We start from the raw sequence: 15,650 nt of genomic DNA, 5'->3' as shown, positions 1-15,650 counted from the left end.
TGATCGTATCAGTCAGGCTTCCTGTCGACCCACTTCGGCGCCACCGGCGCAACAAAGCTGTCCATCCCGTCCAGCAGCTCATCAGGCTGTTGCCCCAGCAGCAACATCGCCCGATGCTGCGGCCGCACAAAGCCTTCTTCGACGATATGGTCGAGGAACCCGCCCAGCTTGTCGTAGAAGCCATTCACATCGAGCAGTCCCAGCGGCTTGGCGTGATAGCCCAATTGCCCCCAGGTCCATACCTCGAACAACTCTTCCAGCGTACCCAGCCCACCGGGCAGGGCGATGAAGGCATCGCTAAGCTCGGCCATGCGGGCCTTGCGCGCGTGCATGCCATCCACCACTTCCAAGCGAGTCAGGCCCTTATGGCCGACTTCAGCGTCCAGCAGGCTCTGTGGAATGATTCCTACCACTTCGCCACCGGCTGCCATGGCCGCATCGGCCACCACGCCCATCAGGCCGACTGCGCCGCCGCCATAGACCAGTGTCAGGCCGCGACGGGCGATCGCCTGCCCCAGCGCGATGGCTGCTTCACGGTAGGCGGGGTTGGCACCAATGCTGGCGCCGCAGAACACACAAACGGAACGTACGGGCATTGCTCATCTCCAGTCACTCAGGCTGACAGGGTAAGGGCCATGTCCTACAGTTCCAAGGCCGGTTTCACTCCGGCCGGGAGAATTCACATATGGCGCCAGTCGCTCCATGGGCGTAGGCCGCCAGCAGGCTGTTCATCAAGCTACCAAGGGTCATTTCGTATTGCTCCTAAATGAGAGGTTGTCCCATCGTCCAATAAAAGGGCATGATGTGCTCTTAGATTGGTTGTATACAATCGATTGAACAATTCAACTGGCTGGCCGCTTGCCGCCCCTTTGACTCATGTCAGCAGGGGGCTGAACGGTTTCAGGCAGTCTCGCAATTGATAAAACCCTGCCAAGGAGATTCATGATGTTTGCGAAAGCTGTAGCGGTATCCCTGCTGACCCTCGCCAGCGCCTCCGTCTTCGCCGCCGACTGCAAAGTCACTGTCGATTCGACTGACCAGATGTCGTTCAATACCAAAGAGTTCACTGTCGACAAGAGCTGCAAGACCGTTGAAATCGAACTGACCCACGGTGGCAAGCTGCCGAAGAACGTCATGGGCCACAACCTGGTGATCAGCAAGACTGCCGACATGCAGGCCATCGCCACCGAAGGCATGACGCAAGGTCTGGAAAAGGACTACATCAAGGCTGACAACGCAGCGATCATCGGCCACACCAAAATGATCGGTGCCGGTGAAAAATCCAGCATCACCCTGGACACTTCCAAACTGGAAGCGGGCGGCGACTACAGCTTCTTCTGCACCTTCCCGGGCCACATCTCGATGATGAAGGGCAAGGTCGTCGTCAAGTAATCAAAGGCTGACGGTGAACCCTGTGGGAGCGGGTTCACCCGCGAATGCGTCGGTGGCTTCACCATCGTATTCGCGGGTGAACCCGCTCCCACAGGTCCTTCTATAGCCTTATCAAGGGGCGAACGGCAGTTCGCGCTTGTGCTGGGTCTTGCGGTAGGTGGCAACGATGATGTCGAACGCTTCCTGGTCAACCGGCTGCCCGTGCAGGAAGGCATCGATCTGCTGGTAGGTGATGCCATGTGATGCTTCGTCCGGCTTGCATGGCGCAAGGTCTTCCAAGTCCGCAGTTGGTACCTTCTCCACCAGTGACTCCGGCGCGCCAAAGCTGCGCGCAATTGCCCGCACCTGGTTCTTCACCAGGCCGCTCAGCGGCGCCAGGTCGCAAGCGCCATCGCCAAACTTCGTGTAGAAGCCCATCACCGCCTCGGCGGCATGGTCGGTGCCGATCACCAGGCCTGCACGCGCGCCGGCAATGGTGTACTGGGCGACCATGCGCATGCGCGCCTTCACATTACCCACCACGAAGTCCACCAGGCTGGGCGAGCCACCCTTGAGCGCTTCAGTCTCTGCAGCAAGCGCCTTGACCGCTGGCGCGATGTCGATGGTGTGCACTTCATCGGCCTTGATCACATCCAGGCAAGCCTGGGCGTCGTGCTCGTCATGCTGAACGTGATAGGGCAGGCGCACCGCGATGAAGGTGTAGGCCTTGTCGCCGGTTTCGGCGCGCAACTCATTGATGGCACGCTGGGCGAGCAGGGCGGCGGTCAGCGAGTCGACGCCGCCGCTGATGCCCAGCACCAGGGTCTTGAGCCGGGCGTTGGCCAGGCAATCCTTGATGAACGCCACGCGCCGGGCCACTTCGGCCTCGAGCGCGGCGGCGTCGGCGAACGGCGGCTGTACCTTCAGCGCCTGGGCAATCTCTTGCTGAACCGCTTGCATGGGTTACTCCTTGCTGGGGACTTTGAATACATGGCGCATGTAGGCGACGAAGTTCTCGTCGCGGCATTGGGTCTTGGCGGCTTCGTCCGAGATCTTCGCTACCGGCGCGCCGTTGCAGTCGGTCATTTTGAGCACAATGCTCATCGGGGCCACACCCGGGATATCACAGGTCAGGTTGGTGCCGATGCCAAAGCTGACATTGATGCGACCGCGCAAGGCTCGGAAGATTTCCAGCGAGCGGGTCAGGTTGAGACCGTCGGAAAACACCAGGGTCTTGGTCATCGGGTCGATACCCAGTTTCTGGTAATGGGCAATGGCCTTTTCCGCCCAGGCCACCGGTTCGCCGGAGTCGTGGCGCAGGCCGTCGAACAGCTTGGCGAAGTACAGGTCGAAATCGCCGAGGAAGGCATCCATGGTGATGCAGTCGGTCAGGGCGATGCCGAGCAGGCCGCGGTACTCGCGCACCCAGCAGTCCAGTGCGGCGATCTGGCTGTCGATCAGCCGCGGGCCGAGTTGCTGGTGGGCCATGATCCATTCATGGGCCATGGTGCCCAGCGGCTTGATATCCAGTTTCCATGCCAGGTCGACATTGCTGGTGCCGACGAAGCGGCCCGGGAAATCGTCGCGCAGCACGCGCACCACTTCTTCCTGCACACGGCTGGAAAAGCGCCGGCGAGTGCCGAAGTCGGCCACCTGCATTTCGGCCAGTTCATCATCAGTGGCATGTGCGCGTAGCCAGTCGAACTTGCGGTACAGCTGGTCGCGGGCCTCTGCCAGGCGCATGCGCGGGTGCAGATGGCGGTTGCGCACTTCGCTGATGATCGCCAGCAGCGGCACTTCGAACAGGATCACATGTAGCCACGGGCCTTTGAGGCGCAGGAACAGCTGGTCGTTTTCTATCCCCAGGCGTACGTAGCGCAGGTTGAAGCGGAACAGGCGCAGAAAGCGCAGGAAGTCAGGCTTGAGGAAGCTGATGCGTTCGAGGAATGCCAGCTGGCCGTCATCCAGGGTCAGGTCGCTGAGCAGTTCGAGCTGGTTGCGGATCTCGCCGAGGTAGGGGCGCAGGTCCTCGCCGTTGCGACAGCGGAATTCCCATTCGACGTCGGCGTCCGGGTAGTTGTGAAGTACGCCCTGCATCATGGTGAGTTTGTAGAAGTCGGTGTCGAGCAGGTTGTGCACGATGCGCTCGGCGAATGCGCTCTCGCTCATCAATGGGGCTCCGGAAGCGGCGAATGGCGGACATTGTGCCAGCCTTTTGCGGCTTGTTGGGCCTGTACCGGCCTCTTCGCGGGTAAACCCGCTCCCACAGGTACTGCACCGCCCTTGAACCTAGTGGGGGCTCTGTGGGAGCGGGTTTACCCGCGAAGAGGCCGGAACTGCCAAAACCGCGTGTTTTTCCGTGCACCAGCTAGCCTTGAAACGGTGCCGCCTGTAGCAGTCGCGCACCAGCTGTGTGCAGTTCGGTGACGTCCGCTGTTACAGGGCGGTTGCACGTAAACACTTGCCAGGGTTGCAATGATGGCACTCGATGGTTGCTCCTTGTCTGTACGTGTGGTGGCGCCTGCCGCATGGCAGACGGTTGCACGCTCAATAAAGAAAAGGCCGTCGGTCGCCTGGCGCCAACCTGTAACGGGTGTTTTTCCGAAAGACAAAACCTATGGCACGGCCCTTGCTCGGAGCACAGGGCTGAGAAGTTGTAGTGCCAACCAAAAAAAACTCTAGGAGCACCACCTCATGTCGCAGACGTTTTACAAGAAAGGTTTCCTGGCTCTGGCCGTAGCTACGGCACTGGGTGTTTCTTCGTATGTTCAGGCCGACGTCAAGATCGGTGTAGCGGGCCCGATGACCGGAGCCAACGCAGCGTTTGGCGAGCAGTACATGAAAGGTGCGCAGGCAGCGGCCGACAAGATCAACGCCGCCGGTGGCGTGAACGGCGAGAAAATCGTCCTGGTCAAAGGCGATGACGCCTGCGAACCGAAGCAGGCCGTGGCCGTGGCCAACCGCCTGGTCGACCAGGACAAGGTGATCGGTGTGGTCGGCCACTTCTGTTCGTCCAACACCATCCCGGCCTCCGAGGTGTATGACGAGGCTGGCGTCATTGCCATCACCCCGGGCTCCACCAACCCACAGGTCACCGAGCGCGGCCTGGGCGCCATGTTCCGCATGTGCGGCCGTGACGACCAGCAGGGCATCGTCGCCGGCGACTACATCGTCGACGTGCTCAAGGGCAAGAAAGTCGCGGTGTTGCACGACAAGGACACCTACGGCCAGGGCCTGGCCGACGCGACCAAGGCACAGCTGGAGAAACGCGGCGTCAAGCCGGTGCTGTACGAAGGCCTGACTCGCGGCGAGAAGGACTTCAGCGCCGTGGTCACCAAGATCCGTTCCACCGGTGCCGACGTGGTCTACTTCGGCGGCCTCCATCCGGAAGCCGGCCCGCTGGTGCGTCAGCTGCGCGAGCAGGGCCTGAAGGACGTCAAGTTCATGTCCGATGACGGCATCGTCACCGACGAACTGGTGTCCACCGCCGGCGGCGCGCAGTACGTCGATGGCGTGTACATGACCTTCGGTGCCGACCCGCGCCTGCTGCCAGACAGCAAGGCCGTGGTGGAGGAGTTCCGCAAGGCCGGTACCGAACCTGAAGGCTACACCCTGTACGCCTACGCCTCGCTGCAGGCTTTGGCTGCCGCATTCAACGGTGCCAAGTCGAACAAGGGCGAAGCTGCTGCCGAGTGGCTCAAGGCCAACCCGGTGCAGACCGTCATGGGCGAGAAAAAGTGGGACAAGAAGGGTGACCTGACCGTGTCCGACTACGTGGTCTACCAGTGGGATGCCCAAGGCAAGTACCACCAGCTGGAAAAACAAAAATAACAACGGCCCATGGCCCGGGCGCGTCAGCCCCGGGCCAAAGCCCCGCAGTACCTGTCTTTATCCGTAGATCTGCACAGTTCTGCGCTGCGAGGGCCGCCTGTCCCAGGCCCGCCGTGGTCGGCGCTCGTGCAATCTCAATAGGTGAGATTGCGTTATGGATGGTATTTTCCTGCAGCAACTGGTCAACGGCCTGACCCTCGGGTCGGTCTATGGCCTGATCGCCATCGGCTACACAATGGTCTATGGCATCATCGGCATGATCAACTTCGCGCACGGCGAGGTTTACATGATTTCCGCGTACCTCGCGGCGATCAGCCTGGCATTGCTGGCTTATTTTGGTATCGAGTCGTTCCCCCTGTTGATGCTGGGCACCCTGTTGTTCACCATCGTCGTCACCGGCGTATACGGCTTCACCATCGAACGCATCGCCTACAAACCCCTGCGCAACTCTACCCGCCTGGCACCGCTGATCAGTGCCATCGGCATCTCGCTGATCCTGCAGAACTACGCGCAGATCAGCCAGGGTGCGCGCCAGCAAGGCGTGCCGACCCTGCTTGAAGGCGCCTGGCGCGTCGAAGTGGGCACCGGCTTCGTGCAACTGACCTACACCAAGATCTTCATCCTGGTGGCAGCCTTCGTCGGTATGGGCTTGCTCACCTACGTGATCAAGTACACCAAGCTCGGCCGCATGTGCCGTGCCACCCAGCAAGACCGCAAGATGGCCTCGATCCTGGGCATCAACACCGACCGGGTCATCTCCTACGTGTTCGTCATCGGTGCGGTAATGGCTGCCCTGGCCGGCGTGCTGATCACCATGAACTACGGCACCTTCGACTTCTACGCCGGCTTCATCATCGGTATCAAGGCGTTCACTGCCGCAGTACTCGGCGGCATCGGCTCGCTGCCTGGCGCCATGCTCGGCGGGATCATCCTGGGCATTTCCGAGTCGCTGTTCTCTGGCCTGATCAACTCCGATTACAAGGACGTATTCAGCTTCTCGCTGCTGGTGATGATCCTTATCTTCCGCCCACAAGGCCTGCTGGGTCGCCCGCTCGTGGCTAAGGTGTGAACATGTCCATTGCCAAAACTGCCGCTGTAAGCGAAACCAACAAGGGTTTCGACCTTAAACGCAGCTTGCTGGAGACCATCGTCGCCGGCCTGCTGGCACTCATCGTGTTTGGCCCGGTCGTCGGCGTGGTGCTCGACGGCTACACCTTCAATGCCGAGCCGCGGCGTGTGGCGTGGCTGGTCGGCGGGGTGATGCTCGGGCGCTTCCTGCTCAGCCTGTACCTGCAGACAGCCGCCGGACGGCGCATGCTGGAAGGCTTCGATAGCGGCGGCTCGGGCGTGCATGTGCGCGCGCCGAACTACGTGTCGCGCCTGCGCTACATCATCCCGGCGCTGGTGGTGATCGCCATCGTCTTCCCGATCTTCGCCAACAAGTACCTGCTGACCGTGGTCATTCTCGGCCTGATCTACGTGCTGCTGGGCCTGGGCCTGAACATCGTGGTCGGCCTGGCCGGCCTGCTCGACCTGGGCTACGTGGCGTTCTATGCCATTGGCGCGTACGGCCTGGCGCTGGGTTACCAATACCTTGGCCTGGGCTTCTGGAGCGTGCTGCCACTGGCGGCCATCGCTGCGGCGCTGGCGGGGTGCATACTCGGTTTCCCGGTGCTGCGAATGCATGGCGATTACCTGGCGATCGTGACCCTGGGTTTTGGCGAAATCATCCGCCTGGTGCTGAACAACTGGCTGTCGTTCACCGGTGGCCCGAATGGCATGCCGGCGCCGGCACCGACCTTCTTTGGCCTGGAATTCGGCCGCCGGGCCAAGGACGGCGGGGTGCCGATCCATGAGTTCTTCGGCTTCGATTACAACGCCAACCTCAAGTTCGTGTTCATCTACGCGGTGCTGTTCATCGTCGTGCTGGCCGTGCTGTACATCAAGCACCGCCTGACCCGCATGCCGGTCGGCCGTGCCTGGGAAGCGCTGCGCGAAGACGAGATCGCCTGCCGCTCGATGGGCCTGAACCACGTGCTGGTCAAGCTCTCGGCCTTCACCCTGGGTGCCTCTACCGCTGGCCTGGCAGGGGTGTTCTTCGCCACCTACCAGGGCTTCGTCAACCCGTCGTCGTTCACCTTCTTCGAATCGGCGCTGATCCTCGCCATCGTCGTGCTTGGCGGCATGGGCTCGACCGTGGGCGTGGTGATCGCGGCGTTCGTGCTGACCGTGGCGCCGGAGCTGCTGCGCAGCTTCTCCGAATACCGGGTGCTGCTGTTCGGTGTGCTGATGGTGCTGATGATGATCTGGCGACCGCGTGGGCTGATCCGCATCAGCCGTACCGGTGTGACCCCGCGTAAAGGAGTGGCGCCATGAGCGACGATATCATTCTCTCGGTCGACAACCTGATGATGCAGTTCGGTGGCATCAAGGCGCTCAGCGATGTCAGCCTGAAGGTCCGGCGTAACCAGATCTTCGCCCTCATCGGCCCCAACGGCGCCGGCAAGACCACTGTATTCAACTGCCTGACCGGCTTCTACAAAGCCAGTGGCGGGCGCATCGAACTGAACGTGCGCGGCAGCCATACCAATGTCATCCAGCTGCTCGGCGAGCGCTTCCAGGCGGCCGATTTCGTGTCGCCGGCGCGCTTTGCCAACCGCATGTACTACAAGATGTTCGGCGGTACCCACCTGGTCAACCGTGCCGGCCTGGCACGCACCTTCCAGAACATTCGCCTGTTCAAGGAAATGTCGGTGGTGGAGAACCTGCTGGTGGCCCAGCACATGTGGGTCAACCGCAACTTGCTGGCCGGGGTGCTCAACACCAAGGCCTACCGCAAGGCCGAGAGCGACGCACTGGACCATGCGTTCTACTGGCTGGAGGTGGTCGATCTGGTCGATTGCGCCAACCGCCTGGCCGGTGAGCTGTCGTACGGCCAGCAGCGCCGTCTGGAGATTGCCCGGGCCATGTGCACGCGGCCGAAGATCATCTGCCTGGACGAACCGGCGGCTGGCCTGAACCCACAGGAAACCGAGGCCCTAAGCCGCATGATCCGCGTGCTGCGTGACGAGCACGACATCACCGTGGTGCTGATCGAACATGACATGGGCATGGTCATGAGCATTTCCGACCATATCGTGGTGCTCGACCACGGCAACGTGATTGCCGAAGGTGCGCCGCAGGATATCCGCCACAACCCGACGGTGATCGCCGCCTACCTGGGTGCCGATGAAGAGGAGCTGGTATGAGTGCACCCATTCTCGAACTGAAGGACCTGGACGTGTTCTACGGCCCGATCCAGGCGCTGAAAAAGGTCTCGATGCACATCAACGAGGGCGAGACGGTCAGCCTGATCGGCGCCAACGGTGCCGGCAAGTCGACCCTGCTGATGTCGATCTTCGGCCAGCCGCGCGCGGCGTCAGGGCATATCGTGTACCGCGGCACCGACATCACTCGCAAGTCGTCGCACTACATCGCCTCCAACGGTATTGCCCAGTCGCCTGAAGGGCGTCGGGTATTCCCCGACATGACCGTTGAGGAGAACCTGATGATGGGTACCATCCCCATCGGCGACAAGCATGCCGACGAAGACATGCAGCGCATGTACGAGCTGTTCCCACGTTTGAAGGAGCGGCGTAACCAAAGGGCCATGACCATGTCCGGAGGCGAGCAGCAGATGCTGGCCATTGCCCGCGCGCTGATGAGCCGGCCAAAGTTGTTGCTGCTGGATGAGCCATCGCTGGGGCTGGCACCGATCGTGGTCAAGCAGATCTTCTCGACCTTGCGCGAACTGGCCAAGACCGGGATGACCATCTTCCTGGTGGAGCAGAACGCCAACCATGCGCTTAAACTGTCGGACCGGGCTTATGTGATGGTCAACGGGCAGATTCGCATGAGTGGGACGGGGCAGGAGCTGCTGGTCAACGAGGAAGTGCGCAACGCCTATCTCGGCGGGCATTGAGTTGCATTCGGGGGCCGCTTTGCGGCCCATCGCGACACAAGGCCGCTCCTACAGGCGATCTGCGATTCCATGTGGCATCGCGGCCCCTTGTAGGAGCGGCCTTGTGTCCCGATGGGCTGCAAAGCAGCCCCGATTCCAAATGTGGACAACTTGTCGCGGGCCTGCCTCCATACACTCCAGCATCCCATCTCAAGCCCTTGTTTCCACAGGCCCGATCTTTTCCACGGATAATGTGGAACCGCCTGTGGAAAACATGGTGGCATCTCGCTCAAGCCCTTTGATAGCAAGCCCTGCAGCTTCATGATCATTTTTTGATCACAAGCGCCTTGTGGATGATTTTCCCAGGTTTTTCAAAGCCCTGCATTCATTCCAAGGCTCGCGCAAAGCCTGTGGATAACCCTGTGAAAAAACCTTGGACAGACCGCTGCAGGCAGCATGCTTGAAAGCCCTGCGCCATCACCGAAGAGATATCCACCGACCGCAAGTCGCTGAAAGGGTTCCGCACCGTGGACAAGTTGCCCCCAATCCGTGGGGAAAGGCTTGTGGATAACGTGCGCATAGCTGCTGCCGAGCCCTCTGCTGCAAGGCTTTGCTGCATGTGATCAAAAAATGAACAGTGGCGCGGGCGGGTTGCTGCAAGCGCCCGGCGCGGGCATGCTGCAACACTGCCGATGACAACCCACCGTGAGGAACAGAGCATGACGTCCACCGTATTCATCACTGGCGCGACTTCCGGTTTCGGCGAGGCCACAGCCCGCCGCTTCGCCGAAGCCGGCTGGAAGCTGGTGCTCACTGGCCGCCGCAAGGAGCGCCTGGATGCCCTGTGCGCCGAACTGTCGGCCAAGACCGAAGTGCACGGCCTGGTGCTCGACGTACGTGACCGCAAGGCCATGGAGCAGGCCATCGCCAACCTGCCGGCCGGCTTCGACAAGTTGCGCGGCCTGGTCAACAACGCAGGCCTGGCGCTGGGTGTGGACGCGGCGCAGAACTGCAGCCTGGACGACTGGGAAACCATGGTCGACACCAACATCAAGGGCCTGATGTACACCACCCGCCTGCTGCTGCCACGGCTGATCGCCCATGGCCGTGGGGCGTCGATCCTCAACGTGGGTTCGGTGGCGGGCAACTACCCGTACCCGGGCAGCAACGTGTACGGCGGCACCAAGGCCTTCGTCGGCCAGTTCTCGTTGAGCCTGCGCTGCGATCTGCGGGGTACGGGTGTGCGTGTGAGCAACATCGAGCCGGGCCTGTGCGAGAGCGAGTTCTCGCTGGTGCGCTTCGGCGGTGACCAGGCCAAATATGACGCCACCTATGCCGGTGCCGAGCCGATCCAGCCGCAGGACATTGCCGAGACCATCTTCTGGATCCTCAACCAGCCGGCACATATCAACATCAACAGCCTCGAGCTGATGCCGGTGAGCCAGGACTGGGCAGGGTTTTCGATCGACCGGTCGGTCAAGGGCTGATCCGAGGGCCTCTTCGCGGGTAAACCCGCTTCCACAGGTACTGCACCGGTTTCAGAGCAGGCGCTATCCCTGTGGGAGCGGGTTCACCCGCGAATGCGTCAGCCCAGGCGCTGCAGCCCTTCCAGGCAAGTCGCCAAATGGTAGGGCGTAGTCGAAGGCATGTCATGCCGGCTGACACTGCCTTGCCCATCCCGGCACTCATACCAGCCCGCTTCACGCAGGAACCGTATTTCCAGCGCCTGCAGCTGCCCGGCCAGCTTCGCCTCGCCTCCTGTCCGCAAGACCAACGCACGCAGATACTCCGCCTGTGCCCAGATCCGCTGGGTGGCGTCGAGCACCTTGCCGTCTGCATCCAGCATGGCCAGCACCGCCGCATCCTTCACCCCGTACTGCTCGGCAAAGCCAAAGGCCCGGTCGATGGACGCATGCAGCGGCGTATCACGCAGCAATGGCGAGGTATGCAGCAGATAGAACCACTCGAACTGGTGCCCCGGCTCGAACCAGTTATCCACAGCGCCGCGTGGCTTTTCCAGCATCAGGCCGTGGGCCGGTTCGATGAAGTGCGCCTGCAGCGCCTCGCACAGTTGCAGCAGCGATTGCCGAGCGTGCTCGTCCTCACGCACCGCCAGCACTTGCAGGAAGGCTTCGGCCAGGTGCATCTGCGGGTTTTGCAGCGGGCCGCTGCCAAGGTCTGCCCAGTCTGCAGCGAGGCTGGCTTCGTACAGGCCATCGTCGCGGGCGAACTGCTGGTCGATGATGTCCAGCGCGGCGTTCAGCGTGGACTCCACCAGGTTTTCACGCACCTTGCCCCAGTAATGCGCACAGGCGAAGACGATGAAGGCGTGGGTGTAGAGGTCCTTGCGCCGATCCAGCGGTTTGCCCTGGGCGTCGATGCTGTAGAACCAGCCGCCGTGTTCGGCGTCATGGAAGTGCTTTTGCAGCGAGCGGAACAGGGCGGCCGCACGCTCGGCTGCGCCCGGTTGCCCGATGCGGCTGCTGAACAGGTACAGCTGGCGCGCGCAGGCCATGGCCCGGTAGCGCTGCACCGGCAATGGCTGGTGCTGGGCGTCCAGGGCTTCGTAGGGCAGGGCCATGTCGGCGTTCCAGCCCGGGCCTTGCCACAACGGCACGATGCGTTCGGCGAAGTGCTGGTTGAAGCGGGCCAGTTCGGGCAGGGTGGGGCGGGGGTCGGACATTTCGGCGCTCGTCGCTGTCGGGCAGGGCGCCATGGTAGCAGAACTGGGTTGTGGGTAGCCTGTGCCGGCCTCTTCGCGGGCACGCCCGCTCCCACAGGATCACCACAAGGTTCGAGCAATGCGGGGTACCTGTGGGAGCGGGTTCACCCGCGAAGAGGCCGGCACAGGCTACCGATCAGCCCGGGTTGCCAAGCCCCTGCCAATGCCGCGCACCCACGAAGATGAAGCGCAACTGCTGGGTGATCTTTTCCTGCGGTGTCAGCGCCTGTGGGTAACCCGCTTCGGGGCTGTCGATAAGCTCGGGCAGGGTGGCGAACACGGTCTTCACCACCAGGTCGGCCATCACCGCCAGCGCGGCGCTGTCCAGGTGCTGCCAGCGCTTCATCCGCGCAAGGTCGGTGGCCAGGTCGTCGCTGATGTCCTGGCGCAGGCGGGCAATGGCCTGGCGTACGGCATGCGAACCGCCGTACTGCTCACGGGCGAGGAACAGAAACTGCGCACGGTGGGCGGCGACTACGTCGAGGAAGATGCGCACCGAGGCGTCAGTGATACCGCCCAGTTCGAATTCGTTCTGGCGCACCAGGCGGATGGTCTGGCGGAAGGTAGTGTCGACCTCGGCAACCAGGGCCAGGCCAAGGGCGTCCATGTCGGAAAAATGCCGGTAAAAGCCGGTAGGTACGATGCCGGCCGTCTTCGCCACTTCGCGCAGGCTGATACTGCCGAAACCACGGCCACTCTCCATGAGCTGGCAGGCAGCATCGAGCAGGGCCTGGCGGGTCTGTAGCTTCTGTTCGGCGCGCGGCAGCATGGTGCGGGCTTCTGTGGCGGTAAGGCTGGGCACTCTAGTTAAAAAAACAAAGCCCGGTCAATGGACCGGGCTTGGAGGGGAGCAGGCGTTGTGACAGAAGTTGTTGTTTTCGGCCATGGTGATCAGCTCACACGGCTGAGTTCAACCAGGCGATCGGAGCCACCTTCGGCAACGCGGCCACTACGTTCGATCAGGCGATCGGAGCCACCTTCGGCAACGCGGCCACTACGTTCGATCAGGCGATCGGAGCCACCTTCGGCAACGCGGCCACTACGTTCGATCAGGCGATCGGAGCCGCCTTCGGCAACGCGGCCACTACGTTCGATCAGGCGATCGGAGCCACCTTCTGCAACGCGGCCAGTACGTTCGATCAGGCGATCGGAGCCACCTTCGGCAACGCGGCCACTACGTTCGATCAGGCGATCAGCACCGCCTTCGGCAACAGTTTTCAGCGGCTGGGCAATTTCAGCTGCGCTGGAGCGCGATTCGGCGCTCAAATGTTGCTCGTCGGCTGGCAGGGCAAAAGCGTTGGCAGCCAGGATGGACAGGGTCAGGGTCAACAGATGGCGTTTCATGATTCGGTGCTCCTCTCGGGGGCTGGAAAGTGGGTACGGAGCCAATGCTACGCCGGGTAACGCCAGAGAGAAGTTCATACGGGTAATGGTAACAATCGACCGTATTGATAGAGGTCAGAAGCTGCTCTAGATAGTGCTTTTCAGGTCATTTGATGGCAATTTGATAGACTCCTTTCCGAGTAACACGCCTGCTCTGGCGCGACGAATTGCTGAGCAAAAGGCCAGGAAAAACTTCGCTATCATGGCGCCATTGATAAAACCCCACGGGTTTTCATCAGTCCGAGATATTGAGCGCCACCGCTGCGCCTGTTCTGTGCCATACCGCAAGGAGAATCACGCAATGACGCGTCCCGCCAGAATCCTCGTCTGGACCTTCACCAGCCTGCTGACCCTGCTGGCGATCCTGGTGGTGGTGATCGCCACCTTCGACTGGAACCGCGTCAAGCCCCTGCTCAACGAGAAAGTCTCCGAGGCCCTGCAGCGGCCTTTCGCGATCAATGGTAACCTTGCCGTGGACTGGCGCACCGAACCAGAAGAAGGGGGCTGGCGTGCCTGGGTGCCTTGGCCGCACTTCATTGCCGAAGACCTGACCCTGGGCAACCCCGATTGGCTCAAGGAACCGAAGATGGTCGGCCTGGAGCGCGTGGCGTTCCGCCTGGCGCCGCTGCCCCTGCTGTTCCAGCAGATCAGCATCCCGCGCATCGACCTGACCAAGCCCACAGCCAGCCTCACCCGCCTGGCCGACGGCCGCGCCAACTGGACTTTCGACTTCGGTCCCAAGGATGAAAATGCGGAGCCTTCCAAATGGCAGCTGGATATTGGTGCCATCGGCTTCGACCAGGGCAATGTCAGCTTCGATGACCAAACCCTGAAAACCAGCATGAAGGTGCAGATCGACCCGCTGGGCAAGCCTGTCCCATTCAGCGACATCGTCGGCAAGGCCAGCGCCGAGAAGACTGGTGCTGCGCAGGACTATGCCTTCGGGCTCAAGGCCCAGGGCCGCTACAAAGGCCAGCCGGTGTCCGGCACTGGCAAGATCGGCGGCCTGCTGGCCCTGCAGGACGCCAGCCAGCCGTTCCCGCTGCAGGCTGACGTGCGTATCGCCGACACTCATGTGGTACTCGCCGGTACCCTGACCGACCCGCGCAACCTCGGCGCCCTCGACCTGCGCCTGCGCCTGTCCGGGGCCAGCCTGGGCAACCTCTACCCGTTGACCGGCGTAACCTTGCCCGATACCCCGGCCTATTCCACCGACGGCCACCTCAGCGCCAACCTGCACGCGGCGCAAGGGGCCACCTTTAACTACCAGGGTTTCAACGGCAAGATCGGTGACAGCGATATCCATGGCGACCTGGCCTTCGTTGCCAGCCAGCCACGGCCCAAGCTGTCCGGTAACCTGGTATCCAACCAGTTGCTGTTCAAGGACCTGGCGCCGCTGATCGGCGCCGACTCCAACGCCGAGCAGAAGGCCCGTGGTGGTGCCAGCAAGCAGCCGACGGGCAAGGTGCTGCCGGTGGAAGAGTTCCGCACCGAGCGCTGGCGCGCGATGGACGCTGACGTCACCTTCGCCGGCAAGCGCATCGTGCACAGCGCACAACTGCCGTTCAACGACCTTTCGGCCCACGTGATTCTGGAAGACGGCCTGCTGCGCCTGGAGCCCCTGCGTTTTGGCGTCGCTGGCGGCAACCTGGCTTCCAGGATCCGCCTGGATGGCCGCAACGTACCGCTACAGGGTCGTGCCCGGCTGACGGCGCGGGGCTTCAAGCTCAAGCAGTTGTTCCCCTCCTTTGCGCCAATGCAGACCAGCTTCGGTGAGTTGAACGGCGATGCCGATATCACCGGCCGGGGCAACTCGGTGGCCGCCTTGCTGGGCACCGCCAATGGCGACCTGCGCATGCTCATCAACGATGGCGCCATCAGCCGCAGCCTGATGGAGATTGCCGGGTTGAACGTGGGCAACTATGTGGTCGGCAAGCTGTTTGGCGATGAGGATGTGAAGATCAATTGCGCGGCGGCTGATGTTGGTATCAAGGATGGCCTGGCGACAACGCGCCTGTTCATCTTCGATACCGAGAACGCGATCATCTACATCAACGGCACGGCCAATTTCGCCACTGAGCAGCTGGACCTGAAAATTACCCCTGAATCGAAAGGGTTGCGGCTGTTCTCGCTGCGCTCGCCGCTGTATGTGCGCGGGCCGTTCGCCAAACCCAGTGCCGGGGTGCAGGCGGTGCCGTTGGCCTTGCGCGGCGCGGGGATGGTGGCGTTGGGCGTGGTGGCCGGGCCGGCTGCGGGGTTGCTGGCGCTGATTGCGCCTAGCAGCGGGGATGATCCCAACCAGTGCACGCCGCTGTTGCAGCAGATGAAGGCGGGCAAGGCGCCGGCGGTGGTGAAAGAGCGGAAATAGCAGGGGGGACCCTTCGCGGCCCATCGCGACACAAG

The 15,650-nt window shown here is 62.2% G+C and carries 14 protein-coding genes; 8 read left to right on the top strand and 6 right to left on the bottom strand.

The features are described 5' to 3' along the window. Positions 1-8: 8 nt before the first annotated feature. Complete coding sequence (locus R9B85_RS09825) at positions 9-596, bottom strand: TIGR00730 family Rossman fold protein (RefSeq protein WP_112253670.1); 588 nt, start codon at positions 594-596, stop codon at positions 9-11. Positions 597-945: 349 nt separating this feature from the next. On the opposite strand from R9B85_RS09825, the gene azu reads away from it, so the two are divergent. Continuing rightward, positions 946-1,392 carry an azurin gene (gene azu, locus R9B85_RS09820; RefSeq protein WP_085627326.1) on the top strand — a complete coding sequence of 149 codons (447 nt, stop codon included), beginning with the start codon at positions 946-948 and terminating at the stop codon, positions 1,390-1,392. A gap of 111 nt (positions 1,393-1,503) precedes the next feature. On the opposite strand, the gene nadE is transcribed toward azu, so the two are convergent. Next, positions 1,504-2,331, bottom strand: a complete 828-nt coding sequence (gene nadE / locus R9B85_RS09815; protein WP_423770994.1) for an ammonia-dependent NAD(+) synthetase — start codon at positions 2,329-2,331, stop codon at positions 1,504-1,506. A 3-nt stretch (positions 2,332-2,334) separates the two neighbouring features. Next, positions 2,335-3,540: a nicotinate phosphoribosyltransferase gene (gene pncB / locus R9B85_RS09810; RefSeq protein WP_112253668.1), complete on the bottom strand. Its 1,206-nt coding sequence runs from the start codon at positions 3,538-3,540 to the stop codon at positions 2,335-2,337. 525 nt (positions 3,541-4,065) lie between these two features. Here pncB and R9B85_RS09805 point away from each other — a divergent pair. The 6 genes from R9B85_RS09805 to R9B85_RS09780 all read left to right on the top strand — a co-directional run bounded on the left by R9B85_RS09805 (position 4,066) and on the right by R9B85_RS09780 (position 10,629). After that, a complete protein-coding gene (locus tag R9B85_RS09805) occupies positions 4,066-5,202 on the top strand; it encodes a branched-chain amino acid ABC transporter substrate-binding protein (protein WP_075046518.1) in 1,137 nt (378 codons plus the stop codon). A gap of 154 nt (positions 5,203-5,356) precedes the next feature. Further along, positions 5,357-6,271, top strand: coding sequence for an ABC transporter permease subunit (locus R9B85_RS09800; protein WP_013974411.1), 915 nt, complete (start codon positions 5,357-5,359; stop codon positions 6,269-6,271). A 2-nt stretch (positions 6,272-6,273) separates the two neighbouring features. Continuing rightward, entirely contained in the window at positions 6,274-7,578 is a 1,305-nt protein-coding gene (gene livM / locus R9B85_RS09795) for a high-affinity branched-chain amino acid ABC transporter permease LivM (RefSeq protein WP_112253667.1), read from the top strand. Beyond that, on the top strand, positions 7,575-8,450 hold the full coding sequence (locus R9B85_RS09790; protein WP_010955466.1) for an ATP-binding cassette domain-containing protein: 876 nt from the start codon (positions 7,575-7,577) through the stop codon (positions 8,448-8,450). Before livM ends, R9B85_RS09790 begins: the two co-directional genes overlap by 4 nt. Then, complete coding sequence (locus R9B85_RS09785; RefSeq protein WP_015271986.1) at positions 8,447-9,163, top strand: ABC transporter ATP-binding protein; 717 nt, start codon at positions 8,447-8,449, stop codon at positions 9,161-9,163. The genes R9B85_RS09790 and R9B85_RS09785 overlap by 4 nt, the downstream gene beginning before the upstream one ends. A 698-nt stretch (positions 9,164-9,861) precedes the next feature. Next, positions 9,862-10,629 carry an SDR family oxidoreductase gene (locus R9B85_RS09780; protein ID WP_013974408.1) on the top strand — a complete coding sequence of 256 codons (768 nt, stop codon included), beginning with the start codon at positions 9,862-9,864 and terminating at the stop codon, positions 10,627-10,629. 98 nt (positions 10,630-10,727) lie between these two features. Here the strand turns inward: R9B85_RS09780 and R9B85_RS09775 are convergent, their stop codons facing one another. From R9B85_RS09775 to R9B85_RS09765, 3 genes are all read right to left on the bottom strand, one after another. Then, the gene (locus R9B85_RS09775) at positions 10,728-11,825 is read right to left on the bottom strand and encodes an AGE family epimerase/isomerase (protein ID WP_252379083.1); all 1,098 of its coding nucleotides are present in this window, start codon (positions 11,823-11,825) and stop codon (positions 10,728-10,730) included. Positions 11,826-12,000: 175 nt separating this feature from the next. Beyond that, positions 12,001-12,633 carry a TetR family transcriptional regulator gene (locus tag R9B85_RS09770; RefSeq protein WP_112253665.1) on the bottom strand — a complete coding sequence of 211 codons (633 nt, stop codon included), beginning with the start codon at positions 12,631-12,633 and terminating at the stop codon, positions 12,001-12,003. Positions 12,634-12,755: 122 nt separating this feature from the next. After that, positions 12,756-13,208, bottom strand: a complete 453-nt coding sequence (locus R9B85_RS09765) for a phage infection protein (RefSeq protein ID WP_313856791.1) — start codon at positions 13,206-13,208, stop codon at positions 12,756-12,758. 340 nt (positions 13,209-13,548) lie between these two features. On the opposite strand from R9B85_RS09765, the gene R9B85_RS09760 reads away from it, so the two are divergent. After that, positions 13,549-15,615 carry an AsmA family protein gene (locus R9B85_RS09760; RefSeq protein ID WP_112253664.1) on the top strand — a complete coding sequence of 689 codons (2,067 nt, stop codon included), beginning with the start codon at positions 13,549-13,551 and terminating at the stop codon, positions 15,613-15,615. The last annotated feature ends 35 nt before the right edge of the window (positions 15,616-15,650 follow it).

This window comes from Pseudomonas sp. NLJ1, assembly GCF_049486705.1.
Classification (GTDB): domain Bacteria; phylum Pseudomonadota; class Gammaproteobacteria; order Pseudomonadales; family Pseudomonadaceae; genus Aquipseudomonas; species Aquipseudomonas inefficax.
This window is presented reverse-complemented; position numbering and strand designations above follow the sequence as displayed.

Bases quoted from the DNA above. Each gene is read 5' to 3' on its own strand.
- R9B85_RS09825 (WP_112253670.1), bottom strand. From the start codon at position 596: ATGCCCGTACGTTCCGTTTGTGTGTTCTGCGGCGCCAGCATTGGTGCC.
- azu (WP_085627326.1), top strand. From the start codon at position 946: ATGTTTGCGAAAGCTGTAGCGGTATCCCTGCTGACCCTCGCCAGCGCC.
- nadE (WP_423770994.1), bottom strand. From the start codon at position 2,331: ATGCAAGCGGTTCAGCAAGAGATTGCCCAGGCGCTGAAGGTACAGCCG.
- pncB (WP_112253668.1), bottom strand. From the start codon at position 3,540: ATGAGCGAGAGCGCATTCGCCGAGCGCATCGTGCACAACCTGCTCGAC.
- R9B85_RS09805 (WP_075046518.1), top strand. From the start codon at position 4,066: ATGTCGCAGACGTTTTACAAGAAAGGTTTCCTGGCTCTGGCCGTAGCT.
- R9B85_RS09800 (WP_013974411.1), top strand. From the start codon at position 5,357: ATGGATGGTATTTTCCTGCAGCAACTGGTCAACGGCCTGACCCTCGGG.
- livM (WP_112253667.1), top strand. From the start codon at position 6,274: ATGTCCATTGCCAAAACTGCCGCTGTAAGCGAAACCAACAAGGGTTTC.
- R9B85_RS09790 (WP_010955466.1), top strand. From the start codon at position 7,575: ATGAGCGACGATATCATTCTCTCGGTCGACAACCTGATGATGCAGTTC.
- R9B85_RS09785 (WP_015271986.1), top strand. From the start codon at position 8,447: ATGAGTGCACCCATTCTCGAACTGAAGGACCTGGACGTGTTCTACGGC.
- R9B85_RS09780 (WP_013974408.1), top strand. From the start codon at position 9,862: ATGACGTCCACCGTATTCATCACTGGCGCGACTTCCGGTTTCGGCGAG.
- R9B85_RS09775 (WP_252379083.1), bottom strand. From the start codon at position 11,825: ATGTCCGACCCCCGCCCCACCCTGCCCGAACTGGCCCGCTTCAACCAG.
- R9B85_RS09770 (WP_112253665.1), bottom strand. From the start codon at position 12,633: ATGCTGCCGCGCGCCGAACAGAAGCTACAGACCCGCCAGGCCCTGCTC.
- R9B85_RS09765 (WP_313856791.1), bottom strand. From the start codon at position 13,208: ATGAAACGCCATCTGTTGACCCTGACCCTGTCCATCCTGGCTGCCAAC.
- R9B85_RS09760 (WP_112253664.1), top strand. From the start codon at position 13,549: ATGACGCGTCCCGCCAGAATCCTCGTCTGGACCTTCACCAGCCTGCTG.